We start from the raw sequence: 20,914 nt of genomic DNA, 5'->3' as shown, positions 1-20,914 counted from the left end.
GAGGAATAACGAATGATTAAGCCCCATGGTGCAGACGCACTTAAACCACTTTTTGTCTATGACACTGAACAACACGACACCCTGATGACAGAGGCCGAAAACCTTCCCGGCCTGGTTGTCAGCTCGGCCGCTGCGGCAAATGCCGTTATGCTTGGTGCCGGTTATTTTACTCCGCTGTCGGGCTATATGAATCTGGCGGATGCTTTGAGTGTATCCCGCGAGATGAAAACGACGGATGGTCTGTTTTGGCCGGTGCCCGTGATTAATATGGTCTCTGATGCTGCCGGAGTGAGCGCGGGAAGTCGTATTGCACTTAAAGACCCCAATGTCCAGGGCAACCCGGTGATTGCAGTGATGGATGTGGAAGCTGTTGAAACGGTTTCTGACGCTGAACTGGATGAAATGGCAAAGCTGATTTTTGGCACGCTCGATGGTGAGCACCCCGGTGTATCTGCATTCAAGGGGCAGGGCAACACATTGCTTTCGGGTCCGATTCAAGTGCTCAACTTTTCTTATTTCCAGACTGACTTCCCTGACACGTTCCGTACCGCTGTTGAAATCCGCAATGAGATTTCAGAGCACGGTTGGGAGAAAGTGGTGGCTTTTCAAACCAGAAATCCAATGCACCGCGCGCATGAAGAACTCTGCCGTATGGCAATGAGTGATCTCGACACAGATGGCATTCTGATTCATATGCTGCTGGGTAAACTGAAGGCTGGTGATATTCCTGCCGATGTGCGCGATAACGCCATTCGCACCATGGTGAGGAATTATTTTCCGAAAAACACAGTGATGGTCACGGGTTACGGGTTTGATATGCTCTATGCAGGCCCGCGTGAGGCAGTATTGCATGCGGTTTTCCGTCAGAACTGTGGTTGTTCGCACCTGATTGTCGGTCGTGATCATGCCGGCGTAGGCGATTATTATGGTGCTTTTGATGCCCAGACAATCTTTGACACCATTCCTGAAGGCGCGCTGGAGATTGAAATTTATCGTGCCGACCATACCGCGTGGTCCAAAAAGCTCAACAAAGTGGTGATGATGCGCGATGCGCCTGATCACGATAAAGAGGATTTTGTACTGCTGTCCGGCACCAAGGTTCGCCAGATGCTGGGTGAAGGTATAGCACCACCTCCGGAATTCTCTCGTCCGGAAGTGGCGCAGATCCTGATGGACTACTATCAGAGTCTGGATAACTGAGTAAAACAATAGGGGCAGGCCGCCAGCGGGCCTGTCCCATTGTCTGTTTAAAAATGCAATAAAAATAATGAATGACAAGATATAGGGGTGGGTTATGGCTGTTATCGATATTTTTAATGGTGATGCGGATGGTATCTGTGCGCTGGTTCAGTTGCGTAATGCCAATCCCCGGGAAAGCCGTCTGGTTACCGGTGTCAAACGCGATATCTCACTCGTTGAGAAAGAGAATTATGCTGCCGGAGACGACGTGACTGTTCTCGATATTTCGCTGGATAAAAACCGGGAAGGTGTTGATAAGGCATTGTCTGCCGGTGCCAATGTGATTTATTTTGATCATCATTTTGCTGGCGATATTCCCAGCAATGACAATCTTCAGGCTCATATCAATACTGCCAGTGACGTTTGTACCAGTTTATTGGTAAACGAATACCTCAATGGTGAATATAGAGCCTGGGCTGTGGTAGGGACTTTTGGCGATAACTTGAAAAAGAGCGCCATGGGTATTGCAAAGCCGTTAAATTTGTCTGAAGAAGAGTTAATCAAGCTGGAAAACCTGGGCATTTACATCAACTACAACGGTTACGGCGCCACTCTTGAAGATTTGCATTTTGAGCCAGCAGATCTTTACCAGAGGTTGGTTAAATTTTCCGATCCTCTCGCTTTCATGGCTGAGGACAGCGAAACCTTTAATAAACTTGAGCAAGGTTATCAGCAGGATATGGCATCAGCCGCAGCGATTGAACCTAATTACCAGACAGACAAGGTCGCGGTATTTACTTTGCCTAATGAAGCTTGGGCTCGCCGTGTCAGTGGTGTTTATTCCAATGACCTGGCCAATGACAACCCGGACAGGGCTCATGCGGTACTGACAGAAAAAGCTAATGGTAATTATCTGGTCAGTGTTCGGGCACCTCTGAATAACAAAACAGGGGCAGATGATATTTGCCGACAGTTTCCAACCGGGGGTGGTCGAAAAGCTGCCGCCGGGGTCAACGATCTGCCGGAAGGTATACTGGAGAGCTTTATTAACGCTATCGAAGCATATTATGCTTGACCGCTGTGTGGTGTGGTGAGTCAGGATTTCATGACCTTGAGTCCGCTCCGATCAAGTTTGCCGGGAAAGTAACAATATGAGTGAAGAAATAATCATTGCGGGCCTGCTTGTCATTCTACTGGCCAGCCTGCTGTTCACCAAATGGTCTCCTGCCGGAGTGTTTGGTGGCGTGATGCTGAGTTGTTACTTTCTTGGTCTTGTGGATACCAACGATATTCTTCAGAAAATTGCCAACCCCGGTGTAGTGACGCTATCCCTTTTGCTGATGATGTCTCAGGGGTTGGAAAAGCTTAACTGGGTAAAGGACCTGTCAGGCAAGCTGATTTCAAGAAACTATTATGTCAGTCTGTTGCGGATGTGTGGTTTTACCGCTCTGACGTCAGCGTTTGTCAATAATACCGCAGTGGTTGCCATGCTGACACACACGGTGCGCAACAATAAATACCACCCGGCATCCAAGTTATTACTGCCTCTGTCTTATGCTGCGATTCTGGGAGGGACGATGACCCTGATTGGCACATCCACCAATCTGGTTGTCAGCAGTTTTCTGGAAGATGCCACAGGGCAGGGGCTGGCCTTTTTCGATTTTCTGATTCTGGGCTGTGTTGTCAGCGTGCTGGGGCTGGTTGTGATGTTAGTTATGTCACGGGTTTTGCCTGCCCATAATGCAGACCCTATCGATATCAATCAGTACCTGATTGAAACAGAAGTTCTTGCAGGCTCTTCGTTGATTGGCAAATCGGTGATCGAAAATCGGCTGCGGGATCTCGATGCATTATTTCTGGTGGAAATAGTACGGGATACACACCTGATGTCTCCTGTCAGTCCTCACGAAATTATTGAAGCGGGCGATAAACTGATTTTCTCGGGTGACATCAGCAAGCTCGGTGCGCTTGATGCTTTTGATGGGTTAAGTTCCTTTGCGCTGGATGAAGGTCTGTTGCGGCAGAACTTGACGGAAGTTATCGTGATGCCGGGAGCTGCTGTTGAGGGAGAGAGCATCAAGAACAGTGGTTTTCGAGCCAAATTTGATGCTGCGGTGGTGGGGCTCCGTCGGGGCGGCAAACGGCTGTCTGGCAAGCTGGGCGATATTCACCTGCAGGCTGGTGATAACCTGATGCTGGCGACAGGTCCGGATTTTTCCAGCAGAAAAAACCTCAACAAGAATTTTACAGTTATTTCCGAAGATATCAGTGGCCGGATTTCACGCAAGGAAAATTATTTTATTTCGCTGTCACTGCTGGGGGCTATTACCCTCGCGACACTGGATTATATCTCATTGGTTAAGGGGGTGGCCTTTGTTCTGGCGGGCATGCTGTTTTTCGGCACAGTTGGAACTGCAGAATTGAGGAGACGCTTTCCCTTCGATTTGATCGTAGTGGTTGTGTCGGCTCTGGTTATTGCCCAGTCACTCAATAACTCGGGTTTGATTGCCCATATTACAGACTGGCTACACCTTTATCTGGCTGATCTGGGGCCCTATGCGGCGATCGCCGGTATATTTGTGGCGACCCTGTTGATGACAGAGGTTATGACAAACAATGCCGCAGCGGCATTAAGTTTTCCTATAGCATTCGGGCTTGCGCAGAGCTTTGGTCTTAACCCCATGCCCTTTGTGATGGCTGTTGCTTATGGTTCCAGCGCCAGCTTTCTTACTCCCTTTGGTTACACCACCAACCTGATGGTGCAAAACCTGGGGCAATATGAGTTTAAGGATTACACCCGTTTTGGTTGCGTCTTGACGGTTGCCTACTCAACTGCAGTTATCTGTTTGTTGCCGTTGCTTTTTCCATTCTAGGGCATGCCCGCACAATTATTTTTGCTTGTTCGATGTCGATGATTGTCTGTGGAGGCTTGTGGTCACTGGCATTTGATTTTATGGGGCGAGTGAGAATTCTCCGTTGAGGTAAAGATAAACAACCGAAGCCCATACCAGTATCACCCATATTTCGAAAATACTTCTCCATGGCTGAGGTGCAAATCTTAACTCCATGAAATACAGCAGAATCAGTCGTACTTTGAAAAAAGCGATTGAAAGGATGGCGATTCCTGGAGCGGGTGATACCGGGATGCCGCCGTCCGGTACCAACAGCCAGGAGACGGCAGTGCCCGCAAAGAGCAACAGCCATACGAAGGTAATAGCATTTGAAAATGTGGCTAACATATCACTTCAACAAATAGATAAGCGGAAATAACACAATCCATAGCAGGTCTACCATATGCCAGAAACTGGCGCCATTTTCCATGGTGCGCAGGCCATGCTCATCGCAATAGCCCCGTCGGGCTGTGCGCCACAGGACAAACAAAACAACAAGCCCAATGATTACATGGATGAAGTGAATACCGGTAAACATAAAGTAATACATGAAAAAATCGTTGGTGGTGAGGTTTATGCCCGCCACAATTTTCTCCCGGAACTCGATGATCTTGATGACTGCAAAGCCCAGTCCACAGCTCGCTGCTAGGGTTATGAATAGCGCTGTTTTTGCGGTTTCATTTTTGCGATAAAGATGTACTGCCATTGCAACAAACCAGGAACTGGTTAGTAACAACAGGGTATTGATAGCGCCATAATGCTGGTTGAGTTTTTCCTGTGAAAGCAGGAAAAGTTCGGGCTGCTGATTGCGGTAAAAAAGGAAGGTGCCGAAGAAGAGACCAAAAATCAGCATGTCGCCCAGAATCAATACCCAGATTCCTTCTTCACCGGGTAAGTGTCTGGTTTTTACCTGTTGCGTAAGTGATGTCATCAATGCTGTCCAGTGTCATTGGTTGGTGTTTCAGTTCCGCACAGAAAACAGAAAGGCCTTCCCTGCAAGCAGGGACGGCCTGTTAGTCGCGAGTTAGGAGATCTTTAGTTTGTCTTCTATTTCATCAAGTATGGCAGGGTCATCAATAGTCGCCGGCATCTTGTAGGATTCGCCATTGGCTATTTTTTGCAGCGTTGCCCGTAGAATCTTGCCTGATCGGGTTTTTGGCAGGCGCTTAACGACAATGGCACGTTTGAATGCTGCTACCGGGCCAATATTTTCCCTTACCAGTGCGACTACTTCCGCCTCAATTTCGGAATTCGCTTTACTGACGCCCTGATTGACGATGAGTAATGCAAGCGGACTCTGACCTTTAAGGTCGTCATTAACACCAAATACGGCACATTCTGCGATATCAGGGTGGTTGGTGACAACTTCTTCCATTTGTCCCGTAGACAACCGGTGGCCCGCTACATTAATGACATCGTCGGTGCGACTCATGATGTGGACATAACCATCGGCATCAATAAAGCCGGCATCACCGGTACTGTAGTAGCCAGGAAATTCTGTCATGTATTTGGCAATAAAGCCGCTGTCGTTATTCCACAGTGTTGGCAATGTGCCGGGGGGCAGCGGTAATTTGATTGCCAGCGCTCCCATACTGTCTGCTGGCAGGACATGGCCGCCTTCATCAAGAGCTTCTACGGTAAAGCCGGGTACGGGTTTTCCTGAGGAACCGTATTTAACCGGGAATAAACCAAGCCCGGCACAGTTGGCAACGGCAGGCCAGCCCAGTTCGGTTTGCCACCAGTGATCAATAACCGGTTTGTTAAGGTGTTTTTCTGCCCACTGAATGGTGTCAGGGTCTGCACGTTCGCCAGCCAGAAACAGCGTTTGCAGGCTGCTAAGATCAAAGTCACCCAGCAGCTCGCCTTGAGGGTCTTGCTGTTTGATAGCGCGAATGGCTGTAGGCGCAGTGAACATGGCCTTCACTTTATGGCGCTCGATCAACCGCCAGTAGGTTGCCGCATCAGGCGTGCCAACTGGCTTGCCTTCAAACATAATGGCTGTTGCACCGCGGATCAGTGGGCCATAAACAATATAGGAGTGTCCTACAACCCAACCGATATCAGAGGCGGCCCAGAAGACATCGCCAGGGTCAATACCGTAGATTGCCCCGAGACTCCAGTCCAGAGCCACCATGTGTCCGCCATTATCTCGAACAACCCCTTTGGGTTGGCCGGTAGTGCCTGATGTGTAGATAATGTAGAGTGGATCTGTTGCCGCAACGGGCGTGCAGTCCACTGGCGTACCTGAAGCTTCTATCTCATTCCAGTCCAGATCGCGACCCTCAACCATTGATGCCGTCAATTGATTGCGCTGATAAATGATAGCGTGTTCAGGCTTGTGCTTTGCCAGCTTCAGCGCTTCGTCCAGTAATGGTTTGTAGGCCACCAGCCTGCCTGGCTCAATACCGCAAGATGCCGAGATGATAAGTTTTGGTTTGCAATCATCAATTCTGGAGGCAAGTTCGTTGGCGGCAAATCCGCCGAATACCACGGAGTGTACAGCGCCGAGTCTTGCGCAAGCTTGCATGGCTACCGCCGCTTCGGGCACCATTGGCATATAGATGACTACGCGATCACCTTTTTCCAGCCCCAGCGCTTGTAGTGCTCCGGCAAAGCGCGACACGCGATCGAGCAATTGACGATAGCTGATATGCTCTACGGTTTCCGTAACCGGACTGTCGTAGATAATGGCAGTCTGGTCGCCTCGACCCGCAGCGACATGTCTGTCCAGGCAGTTGTACGAGGTGTTACAGGTGGCGCCGCTGAACCAGCGATAAATGGGTTTTTGGGTGTCATCCAGTATCTTGGTATAAGGTGTGTACCAGTCGATATTTTTTGCAGCTTCCTGCCACATGGTAAGGGCGTCATTGTTAGGCATAATTATTAACCGGGTTCTGTTGTTGGCGAATTGATGTCGGGTCAGTTGCTGGATTTTTTTAGTTCGAAACGCTGGACGACGTTGTTTTTCTCACCTTCCAAAGATTTAACCATCGCGCGCCAGCGGAATAGCAGGCGATCAAATTGTGCCTGATCATTAATAACCAGTGCGCGTGCGGCAAAACCTCTGACAATGCTGTGAGACAGTGCCAGAATCTCTTCGGCAAGCGCCAGCGGCCAGCCATCATTAATCAGCTCTTCCAGCCAGACTCGCTCTATCGCTGTGCGGTTATCAAGGGTAATAGCAACCAGTTGTTCCTTGAGATCCTCGTTCTTGCCACCGGAGATGAGGATATCCAGGGCTGTGCTGAAGTAACCGGAAAGGTAGAAATCTTTGAAGTCTTTGAATATCAGGTCCAGCAGGTCATCGCACTCGTCAATCATGGCGTAATTAGCTTCAAACTGCTGGTGGTATTGCCGATAAGCGTAATCAAGCGCTGCAACAGCGAGGCTGTTTTTGGTCGGGTAGTGATGCAGCTGCGCCCCCTGAGAGACGCCTGCTGCTTTTGCAACTGCCGAGGTTCGAAAATTGGCGTAACCGCCATCGCGAATAATGTTGTACGCGGCCTCGGAGAGACGCTGCTGCATTTTGGCACTACGTACCGCCTGCGGTATGCGTTGTTTCTGATTTGCGTCGTTCACTTACACCTCTGCTATGCCGTTGTGGTCAGTTAAAAACTTCCGACCCTTCCTCTATGCGTTTTCTTTGCTGAAAAAGCTGTGAACCAGTTGGCCAAACTCATAGGGGCGTTCAAACATGGTCCAGTGCCCGCATTTGCTATACACGTGCAGGTCTGCGTTTTCCAGCAGTTTCTGTGCCCGGAAAGAGCAGTCCACTGGCACAATGGCATCTTCAGTACCGTGTACCATCATAACCGGGTGTTTGACTTTGGCTATCTCTTCTTCAGGCAGGCGCAATGCGTCAAGTTGCTCTTGGTAGGGTTCAGGAAACAATTGAGAATAAGCTTCCTGGTAGCCGGGACGTATGCTGGCCTGGTAGCGGGATTCAACGATTTCATCACTAATTTGTTCGCCTTCAAAGGCGAATGTGTTCATCAGTTCGCGCATGTTTTCGAAGGATGGTGTGTAGCCCCAGACCTTGGCCAGGCCCTCAGTTACTTTGAACTCAATGCCGGCAGCGCCCATCATGACAAAGCGTGTTACGCGATCCGGGTGTTTGGCGGCAACAGCCAGTGCCAGTGCGCCGCCGAAAGAATTGCCGACAAAACCGGCTTTTTCGATGCCCAGAGCATCCATAAAGCGAATGGTCCAATCGATCCAATTCTCCAGATTGTAAACAAAACCTTCCGGGTGTGAGGTGTAGCCAAAACCGACCACATCAGGCGCGATAACTCTGAAATCTTTTGCCAGCACAGGGATCAGCAAACGCCAGTTAGCGTAGCCGGTAACACCTGGTCCGGAGCCGTGAAGCAGAATGATGGCTTCACCCTGGCCTTCGTCCTGATAATTGACTTCGCAATTACCAATATCAATTCTTTTGCCTATTTCGGGGTTTTGAGTAGCGTTCATGTATGCCTCTTTTATTAATTATTCCGCATCTTCTTTTTTGCGTCGAACGGGTTTGGGGTTGAGTAATAACTGGTTGTTGTCTACTTTCGTTTCAAATGTCATCAGGGCTACACGGCAGGGCAGGGTGAGCGCAAGACCTGTTCTCACATCAAAGGTGCCGTTATGCCAGGCGCATTCAAGAATATGCCCTTCAATCTCGCCTTCTTCGGCGAAAGATGCGCCGCCGTGAGTACAGCGATCGGCCGTGGCGTAAAAATCTCCGCCTACATTGAATATAGCGATGGGAAGTCCGCTGGGAAGTTCCGCACCATGAATAGTGCCTTCAGCGAAGTCGCTGGCTTCTCCGAGGGTTATCCATTCCGTGGTATCGGCGGATTTATCTGTACTAATGATCATAGTTATCTCTTTGTTGTGTTGCAGTCTGTTGTTGATTACAGCATGGTGCTGCCACCATTCACGCTAATGACCTGCCCTGTGACGAAAGCTGCCTGGTCGCTGGCCAGATAGCAAACCATGGAAGCGACCTCTTCACATTCTCCCGCACGGCCCATCGGGATTATGGAGACAAACTTGTCAATAAGGTCTGGCTGGGTTGCAAGAATTCTATCGTATATTTCCGTTCTTACGGCACATGGTGCGACGGTGTTAACGGTGATACCGTCAGTAGCAAATTCTCGTGCCAGCCCCGTGGTTAACCCGTGCACGCCGCCTTTGGCTGCGTTGTATGCAGAGTGATCCCAGAGTCCGTTTCTGACCGAATCGGCGCCAATATGGATAATCCGCCCGTACTGCTGCTCTTTCATGACGGGTAATGCTGCTTTATTGCACCAGAGTGTTGTCCACAAGTTTCGGTCCAGTGTTTGCCTGAGGGTTTCTGCCGTATGTTCCAGAAAGGGCAGGATAACACCGCCTCCGGCATTGTTGACCAAAATGTCCAGTTTGCCAAATGCTCTGGTAGCCGTTTCAACAAGCTGTTTTGCGTTCTCTTCGTCGGCCAGATTACCGTGAAATGTTCTGACGCGCTCATGGTCATTCAGCCTTGAGGCAGCTTTTTCTATAACAGCTTCTTCAAGGTCGGCAATCACAATACTGGCGCCAGCCTGGTAAAGTGCTTCTGCTATCGCAAAACCAATGCCGGACGATGCACCTGTTACGATAGCAACGCGATTTTTGAGGTTGTAGCCGCCGAGAGTAGTGTTGTTTGACGTCATTAAAAATTACACACTTTGATTCTTGTTAGGCCTGTCGTGGAGAGCAGGTAACCGCTGACTTTTTAAATCAGCTTTTTGTTGTGACCTTGGCGTTCTTTAGCCGATTTCCACTCTATGCCAATAACTATTTTTTCAATAGCCGGTTATTGCAATAATTATCCGGCTCCCATTTACAATATTATGATTCTGCCGGGAACCAGTCGGGCCATCCAGCCTTAAGATTTTGTTGTTTTGCCAGCTTGCGTTCTTCGGCGCTGGCATGTTGTAAGTCCCACTCTTTTAATGCAGGCCCGATGACAATCTTGTTCCATACAGGAGGAATCAATGCCGACATAAAACAAACAAAAACGCTTGGCAGTTTAACGGATGATGTGTCAGGTTTGAGGCGATAATAAGGCGTGTATGCATTTAAATGGTGGTCGGCATGGTTCGTAATGTCGAATGTAATCATCCGGCTTAAAGGATGCAAATGATTCCACACATGCCGGTGAGCGATCGGGGAGCCGGGAACGCGCACCTGGCCATAATGTTGGAAGTAATTAAAAGTTTCAACCCAGAGGCGGGCAACGGCAATACCAATCAGGCCGAAAACGGCTGCGGTTAAACCGCCAAGGCTATACATTAGCCCCAGGAAAACGAACAGTACCAGAATAGCAAACCACAGCTGATGACGAATGGACCAGCGGCCATAACCACGTTTCTCAAGTGCATCGCTTTCCATTCTCCAGGCAGCTTTGGTGCTGCGGTATACCGCCACAGGAGCGAAACCGTAAAGTGTCTGCCCCCTTTGGGCAGTATCAGAGTCTTCGGGGGTGGCAACGTCCAGATGATGGCCGATCATATGGGCAATATTACGTGTGCAGTCGAGGTAGCCCACTTGGCCGATCCTGCCGATGAGTGAGGATAAACGATCGCGTTGATGATAAAGCTCGTGGGTGGAAGGAACGCCAATCACGGTAGCTAGCCAGGAGGCAGAAATGGTGCCGCCCAGAATTTCCAGGGTTGACATGTCACCCAGACCAATTTGCCAGGCAAGAATGAAATAGAGACCGATGGTCATGATGGCGCTAATCCACACAGGAACCATGGCCAGTGCTTTGCTGGCGATTTTTCGCTCGCGGTTGTCACGAGGCAATACGCCATCAATTACAGCGAATGCTGGCAGGGTTGCAATGCCGACCCAAACGTAAGGGCCTCCAACGATAATCCCGATGGCCGCTAATATCTGAACTATGGGAGCAAAGTAATAACGTATATAGTCCACGATGATGTCCTCAGCTGTTTATAAAAGCCGCATTGCCGTCTTGTTGTTTTTTTGCGGTTAAAACGAATCTTATTGCTTAACGATTTCCCCACCTTTTGCAAAGCGTGGGCTTGGCTTGCCACCCCAAAGATCCATAACCTGATAAGAATTTTCCAGCTTTCTCGGTTCGCGAGCGCCTTCCTGCGGGAACTCTTCCATGCCAAAGCTGAATTCCATTGTCATGCCGCAAGGGTCTGTAAAGTACAGAAACATACTGCCTGAGGGTTTGTGCCTGCCCGGACCAAACACAATTTCAACACCGGCATCGGTTAAGCGGTTTCTTGCGCGACCGATATCGTCAACTTCAGTCACCATGAAGTTGACATGGTGCAGGCCCGCAGTCTCGTCGCGCACAATGGCCAGGCTGTGGTGTAAAGGGTTGGGGTAACAGCGCAGCCATACCGCTTTATCCTCAACGTAGTCCGAAGCAACAAAGCCGAAATGGGATGTGAAGGCTTCCCATGTTGCTTCGAATTGAGGGCTGGGCAGGCGAATGACGACGTGTCCGAGCCGTTGTATTTTGGTTACTGTAGGCTGAAAGGAAAAAGCCGGTACCGTTATTGAATCAAAGAAGTCGAAGGTGACGTTTGAGCTGGGTTCGGTAACACTGAAATTTTCACCAATATCAAATAATGCGCTTTGCTCTGTGGACATATTGCTGATGGGGTAGTTCAGGGCGCCGAAATGTTCCAGGGCTTTCTCTCTGTCGACAGCAGATTGCATTTTAATGCCGATTCGCAGCAGGCCAATTTGCTCTTGCTGGATGAGTACCAGATTTGTGGTGTAGTCGCTGCAACGGAATACGGCGTATTCGCCAGGCTCGTGGCGCGAGAGCTCCAGCCCCATCAAATCCCGATAAAAGCGGATGGATTCTTCGAGTTTTGAAGTTCCTAATACTGCATAGGCAATGTGTTCATAGAGAAAAGGAGGCTGCATTGTTCTGGTTACTCCACGCAAGTTGACGTATGAGATTGCTAAATAAATACCGTGTAGCCGGACTTTAAATTAATAAATTTTTTAGGTCAAGAAATTTTTACTGCCTACAGTTCGGGGTCGCCCAGAGTCAGGTGTCGCCACATGCGTTCAAACACTCTGCCCGTGGTGACATAGCGGTCAATAAGTTCCTGTTCATCAAGAGCCATGTCAGTAAAGCCTTCGTTCATACTGCGTACGGCCAGTTCTATGCGGGCAGAATCCTCCAGATACCAGCAAAATGAGACGGCCTGCTCTATTGAATCGCCAGATACAACCGCGCCATTGCCTCGCATCACAATGGCGTGGTGGGCGCCCATTTGTTCAACTAATAGTTTGGCAGATTCGTCGTTTCTCAATAATCTGGGATCGCGCCACAAAGGTACGCTGGCGCCAAAATAGGCACCCAGTCCATGCCTGGCGCGCGGCGTAATGCCTTGCGTGGAGAGGGTCATAACGTTGGGAGGCATGATTCGGCACACCGCATTCACGCCCGGATTCAGTCGATAGATGTGTTGGTGAATGCGAACCTCGCCAAGCACGCCTTCCGGTAGAGGTCCTTCAATAGGTACTGTTGAACCATTCTCTTCCGGAGTGATGGTTCTCATAGGTTCGGGGGCGCATGTCAGAAAGTGTTTGCTATCAAGCCGAATGCTGCAGTGGCCATAGGCATGGACCAGGCCTGCATTCCCTAATGCGCGTGCGGCAACACGCAGCTTTCTCTGAAGATTGTCCGGGGCTTGTGGTAGTTGCTGGCTCATTTGGCGCTGTTCCTTGTGGTGTTTAGTTGTAGGTTTGTGAAAAATTATCTTTACATCATATAGGGAGTTTGTTAGATTTTCAAAAACAAACCATATGAACGGTTTATTGATTTTTTTCTTGAGTGCCTTTACTCGAGTAAAGTAGAGCGACCTTGTCAGGTTTTGCGGGTCGTAGTGACGCGTCGCCGACGCAGTGTGGCGAATTATTAGAAGAGAGGTTTTTGGTATGGTTGATCTAATCCAGTCGATTGACGATGACAGGGAAGCAAATCGTTTTCGGGTGCCGCGACAGGCTTTTGTCGATCAGGCGGTATTTGAAGCGGAACGAAAAGCAATTTTCAGCAAGTGCTGGCTGTATCTGGGGCATGAATCAGAGCTGCAGGAAAACGGGCAATTTGTTACTCGTACAGTTGCGGATAAAGATATTATATTCGTTAAGGATCGTAACGGCGTTGTCAGGGCCCATTTGAATGTTTGCCCACACCGCGGAGCGACTGTTTGTCGTGAAAAGAGCGGTAAAACCAAAAGCTTTCAGTGTATGTATCACGGCTGGGTATTTAAAGACAGTGGAGAGCTACAGCACTTGGCGGGTGCGCCGTCTTATGCGAAAGACTTCAACGATTGTGGTCAGGTGGATTTGACGCCAGTTCCTCAGCTGGATAGTTATGCGGGCTTTTACTTTATCTGCTTTGATAAAAACGCAGAGTCCCTGTCTGATTATCTGGCCGGCGCAAAAGATTATCTTGACTTGATCTCCCAGCAATCGCCCGAAGGTATGGTGCTTATTGGTGGGACTCAGGAGTACTCAATAGAGGCTAATTGGAAGTTGCTGGTTGAGAATAGCTTCGATGGTTACCATGCAGAAGCGACTCACGCCACCTATCTTGATTACTTGATGAATACCAATGGCGGGCTTACTGATGCCAAGCTGGCGGGTAAAGGTTACGATCTGGGTAATGGTCACGCTGTTATCGAATATTCGGCTCCCTGGGGTCGTCCTGTGGCGCAGTGGATTCCCATGTGGGGCGAGGATGGCAAAGCAGAAATCGATGCAGTCTATGCTGAACTGGTCGAGCGTCTGGGGGAGGATCGTGCCAAGCAAACAGCAACCATGAATCGCAATATGGTGATTTTCCCCAATCTGGTGATTAACGACATTATGGCAATCACTATACGTACATTTTACCCGGTTAAGCCTGATTCAATGATGATTAATGCTTGGGCTTTGGCGGCAGAGGGTGAGAACGAATGGCGCCGTAAATATCGCCTGTTTAACTTTTTGGAGTTTTTGGGTCCCGGTGGTTTTGCTACACCTGATGATGTGGAAGGCCTGGAGAAGTGTCAGGCGGGCTATAAGGCCATGGATATGGTTCCCTGGAATGATATTTCCAAAGGTATGGGTAAAAAGCAGGCGTCGTTTGATGATGAGTTGCAAATGCGTGCTTTTTGGCGTGAATGGGATCGCCGTCTAGATGTTATCCGCAAGGAGGAAAAATAATGCACAGTGATCTGATTTCTCCAGAAACATATCTTGATATACAAGGTTTGCTGTTTGAAGAGGCCGCATTGATTGATGGCTGGAAGCTGAACGATTGGCTGGGTTTGTACACAGAAGATGCTGGATACTTTGTGCCCTCTACCGATACAGCACTTGCTGAAGACGCTAATCCGGAAAATTCATTGTTTTATATTGCGGATGATCGTCGCAGAATGGAAGAGCGTGTTTTGCGTTTGGAAAAGAAAACCTGCCATTCAGAGTGGCCGCGCTCAAAAGTGCGTCATCTGGTTTCCAATATTCGCGTGCTGGATAACACCAATGACGTCATAACAGTTGAGGCCTCATTCGTTTGTTATCGTTCTAAAGATCACGTTACCCATACATTTATGGGGCGTTATGATTACACGTTGTTGAAGTGTGGTGATGAGTTGAAAATAAAGACCAAGTATTGCCGCCTGGATATGACCAGCTTGCGCCCGCACGGACGTATCAGCATCATTTTGTAATGTGATAGCGGATAATCTTTGCAACGATTGGCTATTAACCTGGCAGTTGTATCTGTAGGGTTTAGCGGGGCGGCACTTGCGAGATATTGCCGTTAATAGAACCCTTGCGTAGCAAGGGTTCTATCGTATTCGATTCAGTGTTTAAACAACTGAGCAATGGGGTGATGGTGGTGCTCTGTTTGCAAGGTAATTAATAGGTGGGATAAATGGATAAAGCTTCTGTGCGCAAGGCCAGTGATGAGTTGTTCGCTGCTTTGGAAAATTGCTCAACAGTAACGCCTCTGAGAGAAAGATACCCCGACATTACCATTGATAGTGCTTATCAGGTCTCGCTGGATCTTTTGAAAAAGCGGCTGGCTCGTGGTGAAAAATTAATTGGTAAGAAAATCGGTGTGACCAGTAAGGCAGTGCAGGATATGTTGAATGTTCGCCAACCTGACTTTGGTTTCCTTACTGATCGTATGGTGTTTTCGGATACGGTTCCTTTAAGCGGAAACATGATTCAGCCTAAAGCGGAAGGCGAAATTGCTTTTATTATGAAGGATACGTTAAAGGGCCCGGGTGTTACTGAGCAGGATGTGCTCGATGCCACAGAGTTTGTTGTGCCCTGTTTCGAAATTGTGGATTCGCGTATCGCTGATTGGAAAATCACCATTGAAGATACCGTGGCAGATAACGCGTCCTGCGGTTTTTTTGTGATCAATGAAAAAGCCGCTGTGGACCCTCGTACAATTGACTTGCCCAGTGTTGAGATGACAGTTAATAAAAATGGTGAATTCCTGAGCAAAGGGTTAGGTTCGGCTGCGTTGGGCAATCCCTTAACTTGTGTCGCCTGGTTGGCCAATGTGATGGGTGAATACGGTGTTAGTCTGGAGGCTGGAGACATTGTTCTTTCTGGTTCGCTGGTTCCTTTAGAGCCGGTAAAAGCTGGGGATACCATGTCATTATCGATTACCTCTATTGGCGACTTGTCTATCGAGTTTGTGTAACTTTCACAGAAAACTATTCGGCAGGAATTAATAAATGGCAACGAAAAAAATTAAAGCCGCGATTATCGGGCCAGGTAATATCGGTACGGATTTGTTGATTAAGGCACTCAGGTCCGACGTTATCGAGCCAGTCTGGATGGTGGGTGTTGAGCCCGAGTCACCCGGCTTGGAACGCGCTCGCTCGTTTGGTCTTAAAACCACTCACGAAGGCATAGATGGTATGTTGCCCACTATGGTTGAAGATGGTGTGCAAATTTGTTTCGACGCGACCTCGGCCTATGTTCACGCAGAGAATTCGCGAAAAGCAATTGAAAAAGGCGCAGTGATGATTGATCTGACACCTGCGGCTATTGGCCCCTACTGTGTGCCTTCAGTTAATCTCGAGTCGGCGCTGTCGGCGGGTGCTGATAACGTCAATATGGTGACCTGTGGCGGTCAGGCAACAATTCCTTTGGTTGCTGCTGTCTCTATGGTGCAGGACGTTGCCTACGGCGAGATTGTCGCCACAGTAGCCTCTAAATCTATTGGCCCCGGAACCCGTAAAAATATTGATGAGTTTACCCGTACTACCGCTAGCGCAATCGAGCAAGTTGGTGGTGCCAAGAAGGGTAAGGCTATTATTCTGGTTAACCCAGCAGAGCCGCCATTGATCATGCGCGACACGGTTCATTGTCTGACGGAAGCCGAGCCCGACCAGGAAAAAATTACGGCGTCAGTGCATGCCATGGTTGAGGCTGTGCAAAAATATGTGCCGGGTTATCGTTTGGTTAACGGACCTGTTTTTGACGGTAATCGAGTGTCCATTTTTATGGAGGTCGAAGGGTTGGGAGACTTCCTGCCAATCTATGCGGGTAACCTCGATATTATGACCGCCGCCGCTTTGCGAACTGCTGAAATAGTGGCCGAAAAGCGGTTTCTGAACAATAACGCTGACTGACGGGGTGTACTGTGGATCTTAGAAATAAAAAAGTAGTGCTGCATGACATGAGTTTGCGCGATGGCATGCACACCATGCGTCATCAAATCAGTGTTGAGCAAATGAAAACGGTAGCGGCCGGTCTGGATAATGCTGGTGTGCCAATGATTGAAGTGACTCATGGCGATGGCTTGGGTGGCGCTTCAGTTAACTACGGTTTTCCCGCCGCAACCGATGAGGAATATTTGCGTGCTGTAAAATCGGTAGTTAAAAACGCAAAAATTTCGGCGCTGCTACTGCCGGGAATTGGCACCGTTGATGAGCTTAAAATGGCGATTGATTGTGGCATTGACACCATTCGTGTAGCGACACATTGTACTGAAGCGGATGTCTCCGAGCAGCATATTGCTTATGGCCGTAAAAGTGGGCTGGATACGGTGGGCTTTTTAATGATGGCGCACATGATTAGCCCTGAAGAGTTGTTGGAGCAGGCGCTGTTGATGGAATCTTACGGCGCTAACTGCATCTATTGTACGGATTCGGCCGGTTATATGCTGCCTGATGATGTATCTGTACGAATCAATTTATTGCGTGAAAAGCTGAGTGGCGAAACCGAAGTTGGTTTTCATGGGCACCATAACCTGAGTATGGGTGTGACTAACTCGCTGGCAGCTATTGAAGCGGGCGCTGCGCGAATTGATGGATCGGTAGCAGGGTTCGGTGCTGGCGCTGGTAACACACCGCTGGAAGTGCTGGTAGCCGTGCTTGAGCGTATGGGAGCTGATACAGGGATTGATCTTTTCAGTATTATGGATGTGGCGGAAGATCAAGTGTACCCAATGACTGAGTCACCCATTCGTATTGACCGCGATGCGTTGACGCTGGGTTATGCTGGTGTTTACAGCTCATTTCTGTTGTTTGCCAAGCGAGCTGAACAAAAGTACGGTGTTTCGGCGCGCGATATTCTTGTGGAATTGGGGCGTCGCAGAACGGTGGGTGGTCAGGAAGATATGATCGAAGATTTGGCTTTGTCGATGTCGAAAGCCAAGTAGATATTTGGTCGCCGGAGTTTTTGGTTAATTCCGTTGCTAAAAAGCGTGACAGGCAGTTTTGTTACTCTGCAGTTTTTTTGTAGAGCTGACGAAACTGCCTGTTTGCATTGTGCTTGGCAACCAACCTAAGATTGCAAAAAAATATAACAATAAAGACATTTAAATGGGGTGAAAGCATGACGACGAAGAGTGATCCCGAAGATCTCAAAACCGATGATACTGTCTATCATCACAGCGGTGCCGAAAATTTGCCCAAGCACTCGCAGCACGACGAAGAGGTGGTGCCTGAGAGTGAGGTCAATCGTTATTGGCGAGACAATAAGTTGGTGTTGTTTGTGCTGATGGGGGTGTGGGTTTTTGTCACCTTTGGCTGTGGCATTATTTTGGGTGACTGGCTTGATCAGTATTCACTTTTTGGTTTTCCTCTCGGGTTTTGGTTCACGCAGCAGGGCGCAATGTTAATCTACGTGTTGCTGATCTTCATCTATCACTTTTGGATGAAACGTATCGAAGCAAAACACGGCGTTGATGATAAACCCGATGTTCCGGCTGGAGGGCAATAATCATGGATGCTCAAACGCTTTCTTATTTATTTGTTGGTCTCTCGTTCGCACTCTATATCGGGATCGCGGTCTGGGCTCGGGTAGGCTCAACCAAAGAATTTTACGTTGCCGGTGGCGGTGTGCACCCGCTGTTAAACGGTATGGCAACCGCAGCTGATTGGATGAGTGCAGCGTCATTTTTGTCGGTAGCGGGCCTGGTGGCTTTTGCCGGGCGAGATGCTTCCGTCTACATGTTGGGCTGGACCGGTGGTTATGTGTTGCTGGCTCTGTTGTTGGCGCCTTACCTGCGTAAGTTTGGTCGTTTTACTGTGCCGGATTTTATTGGAGAGCGCTATTACTCCAACGTTGCCCGAGTCGTTGCTGTTATCTGTCTGATCTTTATCTCGTTCACTTATATTGCTGGTCAGATGCGCGGCGTTGGTATTGTGTTTTCGCGCTTTCTTGAGGTTGAGGTGAATACCGGTGTGGTCGTCGGAATGGCGATTGTTTTTTGTTACGCCGTGCTCGGTGGAATGAAGGGTATTACCTATACTCAGGTGGCTCAATACTGTGTGCTGGTTTTTGCGTTTATGGTGCCGGCAATTTTTATGTCCATTATGTGGACGGATAACCCTATTCCTCAGCTTGGTTTTGGCAGCCAGCTTAATGATGGTTCCGGGCTAACCGTGCTGGAAAAATTAAATCAGGTAACCCAGGACTTGGGGTTTAGTGCCTACACCCAGGCTAACCGGGCAATGGTTGATTCATTGGCGATTGTTGCTGCGTTAATGGTGGGTACAGCCGGGTTGCCTCATGTGATTGTGCGATTCTTTACCGTGCCTAAAGTCACCGATGCACGTTTGTCTGCGGGCTATGCGCTAATTTTTATCTGTGTGATTTACACCACTATTCCGGCAGTGGCGGCGTTCTCCCGATTAAACTTGTCAGACAGTGTCAACGAGACTCCCTATCAGGATGCACCAAGCTGGATTGCCAATTGGGAAAATACCGGATTGATAGCCTGGCAAGATAAAAATGACGATGGTGTGATTCAGTATCGTGCTGGTGCCGCTTTTGATCCTGTGAAACCCGATTTTACCGGTGAGAGAGGGCGGCATGGTGAGAGGTTGTTGAGCAATAAGCCGTCGGCCAGCGAAAACGAAATTTATGTAGACCGGGATATTATGGTGATGGCGAACCCCGAAATCGCCGAGTTGCCGAACTGGGTTGTGGCTTTGGTTGCTGCTGGTGCGGTTGCTGCAGCGCTTTCTACAGCGGCGGGTTTGCTGTTGGTTATTTCCAGCTCTATCTCTCACGATTTGCTGAAGAAAACGTTTATGCCAAATATTTCCGATAAGATGGAATTGCTGTTTGCTCGGCTGGCGGCGGCAACTGCGATTGTGATTGCGGGTTGGTTTGGTATCCATCCGCCAGCGTTTGTGGCTCAAGTGGTTGCATTTGCGTTTGGGCTGGCGGCGTCATCGCTGTTTCCGGCGATCTTTATGGGCATCTTCTTCAAATGGCTTAACCGGGAAGGGGCTATTGCAGGGATGCTCAGCGGGTTATTTTTCACCTTCGGTTATATTGTTTATTTTCAGTTTTATGCGCCGGAGCTGAATTCCGCCGAGCACTGGTTGTTTGGTATTTCTCCAGCCGGTATCGGCTCTTTAGGGGCAATTATCAATATTGTGGTGGCGGTAGTGGTTGCTCGCTTTACGGCAAAAACACCGGACCATGTCCAAGACCTTGTGGATGATATTCGTATTCCCACCGGGGCTGGGGTTGCGCACCATCACTGATGGTGCGCTGGCTCGGGAGTGTTCAGCGCGTTATTCGTTGAAAACCGGTTGGCGCTTTTCCAGGTTCGCTCTGACGCTCTCAACTTGATTGGAGGTTCCAAGCAGGCTTCTCTGGAGTTGCGCTTCAAGCCTTAGCAATTCTGGCTTTGGCTCTCCCCAGGCCGCTTGATAAAGCTTTTTGGTCGCGCGAATCGCTTCGGGTGATTTTGCAGCGATATTTTTCGCCAGCGCCATGGCGCTGGCATAACAGTCATCGGTTAACTGAGTAACCAGCCCCGTTGCTTTCGCTTCCTGTGCATCTAATATTCTGGCGGAAAGCAGTATTTCTGCCGCCACATCTTTTGGCATCAGAGGTGGCAGGGTGAGTGAGACTGCCATGTCCGGGATCAGCCCCCAATGTGTTTCCATTAAAGACATCTTGGTTGTTGCATCAGCAATTCTGATGTCGGCGCCGAGCGCTACCTGGCAGCCGCCACCCAGGGCTGCGCCGTTTACGGCGGCAATAACCGGTATGGGAATTTGCTGCCAGGCGGTAACGCAACGCTGGAAAAGATTGGCGGCCAGTTCATCAAGCTCGTTGAATACGTGCTCTTCAAACCAGTCTACGGTGCCGGGTTTTTGCGGGAACAGCGACCTATCAAGCCCCGCGCAAAAATGTTTTCCGGCCCCTGTAAGCACAATCACCCGCACAGTATTGTTTTCGGCGAGTTGGTTTGCTGCTTCGGTTAAATCTTTGAAAGTGTCGAATATCAGTGAGTTTGATTGCTCTGGGCGACTCAGAGTGACCTGAGCGATATGGTTTTCAATGGTGACTGTGACGGTTTTCAT

At 49.2% G+C, this 20,914-nt stretch carries 21 protein-coding genes; 10 read left to right on the top strand and 11 right to left on the bottom strand.

The annotated features are described in order from the left end of the window. The first annotated feature begins 12 nt into the window (after nt 1-12). From sat to H7A02_09120, 3 genes are all read left to right on the top strand, one after another. Nucleotides 13-1,200: a sulfate adenylyltransferase gene (gene sat / locus H7A02_09130; GenBank protein MCP5172415.1), complete on the top strand. Its 1,188-nt coding sequence runs from the start codon at nt 13-15 to the stop codon at nt 1,198-1,200. A gap of 94 nt (nt 1,201-1,294) precedes the next feature. Further along, complete coding sequence (locus H7A02_09125; protein MCP5172414.1) at nt 1,295-2,254, top strand: DHH family phosphoesterase; 960 nt, start codon at nt 1,295-1,297, stop codon at nt 2,252-2,254. Nucleotides 2,255-2,330: 76 nt separating this feature from the next. Beyond that, on the top strand, nt 2,331-4,052 hold the full coding sequence (locus H7A02_09120) for an SLC13 family permease (protein ID MCP5172413.1): 1,722 nt from the start codon (nt 2,331-2,333) through the stop codon (nt 4,050-4,052). Between the two features lie 78 nt (nt 4,053-4,130). Here the strand turns inward: H7A02_09120 and H7A02_09115 are convergent, their stop codons facing one another. From H7A02_09115 to H7A02_09070, 10 genes are all read right to left on the bottom strand, one after another. Continuing rightward, nucleotides 4,131-4,418 carry a cytochrome C oxidase subunit IV family protein gene (locus tag H7A02_09115; GenBank protein MCP5172412.1) on the bottom strand — a complete coding sequence of 96 codons (288 nt, stop codon included), beginning with the start codon at nt 4,416-4,418 and terminating at the stop codon, nt 4,131-4,133. Nucleotide 4,419: 1 nt separating this feature from the next. After that, a complete protein-coding gene (locus H7A02_09110; protein MCP5172411.1) occupies nt 4,420-5,001 on the bottom strand; it encodes a cytochrome c oxidase subunit 3 in 582 nt (193 codons plus the stop codon). Nucleotides 5,002-5,094: 93 nt separating this feature from the next. Continuing rightward, the gene (locus H7A02_09105) at nt 5,095-6,948 is read right to left on the bottom strand and encodes a propionyl-CoA synthetase (GenBank protein MCP5172410.1); all 1,854 of its coding nucleotides are present in this window, start codon (nt 6,946-6,948) and stop codon (nt 5,095-5,097) included. A 41-nt stretch (nt 6,949-6,989) separates the two neighbouring features. Continuing rightward, the gene (locus tag H7A02_09100) at nt 6,990-7,649 is read right to left on the bottom strand and encodes a TetR/AcrR family transcriptional regulator (protein ID MCP5172409.1); all 660 of its coding nucleotides are present in this window, start codon (nt 7,647-7,649) and stop codon (nt 6,990-6,992) included. A 51-nt stretch (nt 7,650-7,700) separates the two neighbouring features. Continuing rightward, the gene (locus H7A02_09095) at nt 7,701-8,537 is read right to left on the bottom strand and encodes an alpha/beta fold hydrolase (protein MCP5172408.1); all 837 of its coding nucleotides are present in this window, start codon (nt 8,535-8,537) and stop codon (nt 7,701-7,703) included. Between the two features lie 18 nt (nt 8,538-8,555). Continuing rightward, nucleotides 8,556-8,933 (bottom strand): non-heme iron oxygenase ferredoxin subunit, encoded by a 378-nt coding sequence (locus tag H7A02_09090; protein ID MCP5172407.1) that lies wholly within the window; start codon nt 8,931-8,933, stop codon nt 8,556-8,558. A 35-nt stretch (nt 8,934-8,968) separates the two neighbouring features. After that, a complete protein-coding gene (locus tag H7A02_09085; GenBank protein ID MCP5172406.1) occupies nt 8,969-9,748 on the bottom strand; it encodes a glucose 1-dehydrogenase in 780 nt (259 codons plus the stop codon). 178 nt (nt 9,749-9,926) lie between these two features. Beyond that, on the bottom strand, nt 9,927-11,015 hold the full coding sequence (locus tag H7A02_09080) for an alkane 1-monooxygenase (protein MCP5172405.1): 1,089 nt from the start codon (nt 11,013-11,015) through the stop codon (nt 9,927-9,929). Between the two features lie 66 nt (nt 11,016-11,081). Further along, the gene (locus H7A02_09075) at nt 11,082-11,987 is read right to left on the bottom strand and encodes a VOC family protein (protein ID MCP5172404.1); all 906 of its coding nucleotides are present in this window, start codon (nt 11,985-11,987) and stop codon (nt 11,082-11,084) included. A gap of 104 nt (nt 11,988-12,091) precedes the next feature. Further along, complete coding sequence (locus H7A02_09070) at nt 12,092-12,784, bottom strand: class II aldolase/adducin family protein (GenBank protein MCP5172403.1); 693 nt, start codon at nt 12,782-12,784, stop codon at nt 12,092-12,094. A 226-nt stretch (nt 12,785-13,010) separates the two neighbouring features. On the opposite strand from H7A02_09070, the gene H7A02_09065 reads away from it, so the two are divergent. From H7A02_09065 to H7A02_09035, 7 genes are all read left to right on the top strand, one after another. Further along, nucleotides 13,011-14,282 (top strand): Rieske 2Fe-2S domain-containing protein, encoded by a 1,272-nt coding sequence (locus H7A02_09065; protein MCP5172402.1) that lies wholly within the window; start codon nt 13,011-13,013, stop codon nt 14,280-14,282. Continuing rightward, nucleotides 14,282-14,788, top strand: coding sequence for an aromatic-ring-hydroxylating dioxygenase subunit beta (locus H7A02_09060; GenBank protein ID MCP5172401.1), 507 nt, complete (start codon nt 14,282-14,284; stop codon nt 14,786-14,788). Before H7A02_09065 ends, H7A02_09060 begins: the two co-directional genes overlap by 1 nt. 206 nt (nt 14,789-14,994) lie before the next feature. After that, a complete protein-coding gene (locus H7A02_09055; GenBank protein ID MCP5172400.1) occupies nt 14,995-15,777 on the top strand; it encodes a fumarylacetoacetate hydrolase family protein in 783 nt (260 codons plus the stop codon). Nucleotides 15,778-15,811: 34 nt separating this feature from the next. After that, nucleotides 15,812-16,714, top strand: a complete 903-nt coding sequence (locus H7A02_09050; GenBank protein ID MCP5172399.1) for an acetaldehyde dehydrogenase (acetylating) — start codon at nt 15,812-15,814, stop codon at nt 16,712-16,714. Between the two features lie 11 nt (nt 16,715-16,725). Further along, nucleotides 16,726-17,745 (top strand): 4-hydroxy-2-oxovalerate aldolase, encoded by a 1,020-nt coding sequence (gene dmpG, locus H7A02_09045; protein MCP5172398.1) that lies wholly within the window; start codon nt 16,726-16,728, stop codon nt 17,743-17,745. 176 nt (nt 17,746-17,921) lie between these two features. Further along, entirely contained in the window at nt 17,922-18,308 is a 387-nt protein-coding gene (locus tag H7A02_09040) for a DUF4212 domain-containing protein (GenBank protein MCP5172397.1), read from the top strand. Nucleotides 18,309-18,310: 2 nt separating this feature from the next. After that, a complete protein-coding gene (locus H7A02_09035; GenBank protein MCP5172396.1) occupies nt 18,311-20,086 on the top strand; it encodes a cation acetate symporter in 1,776 nt (591 codons plus the stop codon). 30 nt (nt 20,087-20,116) lie between these two features. Here H7A02_09035 and H7A02_09030 read toward each other — a convergent pair whose 3' ends face one another. Next, nucleotides 20,117-20,914 carry a crotonase/enoyl-CoA hydratase family protein gene (locus H7A02_09030; GenBank protein MCP5172395.1) on the bottom strand — a complete coding sequence of 266 codons (798 nt, stop codon included), beginning with the start codon at nt 20,912-20,914 and terminating at the stop codon, nt 20,117-20,119.

It is taken from the genome of Pseudomonadales bacterium (assembly GCA_024234435.1).
Classification (GTDB): Bacteria; Pseudomonadota; Gammaproteobacteria; order Pseudomonadales; family Porticoccaceae; genus JACKOF01.
Note: the sequence above shows the minus strand (reverse complement) of the source record. Positions and strands in the feature narration are given on the sequence as shown.

Coding starts and splice junctions, on each gene's coding strand:
- H7A02_09030 (MCP5172395.1), bottom strand. CDS start 20,914: ATGAAAACCGTCACAGTCACCATTGAAAACCATATCGCTCAGGTCACT.
- H7A02_09075 (MCP5172404.1), bottom strand. CDS start 11,987: ATGCAGCCTCCTTTTCTCTATGAACACATTGCCTATGCAGTATTAGGA.
- sat (MCP5172415.1), top strand. CDS start 13: ATGATTAAGCCCCATGGTGCAGACGCACTTAAACCACTTTTTGTCTAT.
- H7A02_09095 (MCP5172408.1), bottom strand. CDS start 8,537: ATGAACGCTACTCAAAACCCCGAAATAGGCAAAAGAATTGATATTGGT.
- H7A02_09065 (MCP5172402.1), top strand. CDS start 13,011: ATGGTTGATCTAATCCAGTCGATTGACGATGACAGGGAAGCAAATCGT.
- H7A02_09035 (MCP5172396.1), top strand. CDS start 18,311: ATGGATGCTCAAACGCTTTCTTATTTATTTGTTGGTCTCTCGTTCGCA.
- H7A02_09060 (MCP5172401.1), top strand. CDS start 14,282: ATGCACAGTGATCTGATTTCTCCAGAAACATATCTTGATATACAAGGT.
- H7A02_09105 (MCP5172410.1), bottom strand. CDS start 6,948: ATGCCTAACAATGACGCCCTTACCATGTGGCAGGAAGCTGCAAAAAAT.
- H7A02_09050 (MCP5172399.1), top strand. CDS start 15,812: ATGGCAACGAAAAAAATTAAAGCCGCGATTATCGGGCCAGGTAATATC.
- H7A02_09040 (MCP5172397.1), top strand. CDS start 17,922: ATGACGACGAAGAGTGATCCCGAAGATCTCAAAACCGATGATACTGTC.
- H7A02_09090 (MCP5172407.1), bottom strand. CDS start 8,933: ATGATCATTAGTACAGATAAATCCGCCGATACCACGGAATGGATAACC.
- H7A02_09085 (MCP5172406.1), bottom strand. CDS start 9,748: ATGACGTCAAACAACACTACTCTCGGCGGCTACAACCTCAAAAATCGC.
- H7A02_09055 (MCP5172400.1), top strand. CDS start 14,995: ATGGATAAAGCTTCTGTGCGCAAGGCCAGTGATGAGTTGTTCGCTGCT.
- H7A02_09115 (MCP5172412.1), bottom strand. CDS start 4,418: ATGTTAGCCACATTTTCAAATGCTATTACCTTCGTATGGCTGTTGCTC.
- H7A02_09120 (MCP5172413.1), top strand. CDS start 2,331: ATGAGTGAAGAAATAATCATTGCGGGCCTGCTTGTCATTCTACTGGCC.
- H7A02_09070 (MCP5172403.1), bottom strand. CDS start 12,784: ATGAGCCAGCAACTACCACAAGCCCCGGACAATCTTCAGAGAAAGCTG.
- H7A02_09110 (MCP5172411.1), bottom strand. CDS start 5,001: ATGACATCACTTACGCAACAGGTAAAAACCAGACACTTACCCGGTGAA.
- H7A02_09125 (MCP5172414.1), top strand. CDS start 1,295: ATGGCTGTTATCGATATTTTTAATGGTGATGCGGATGGTATCTGTGCG.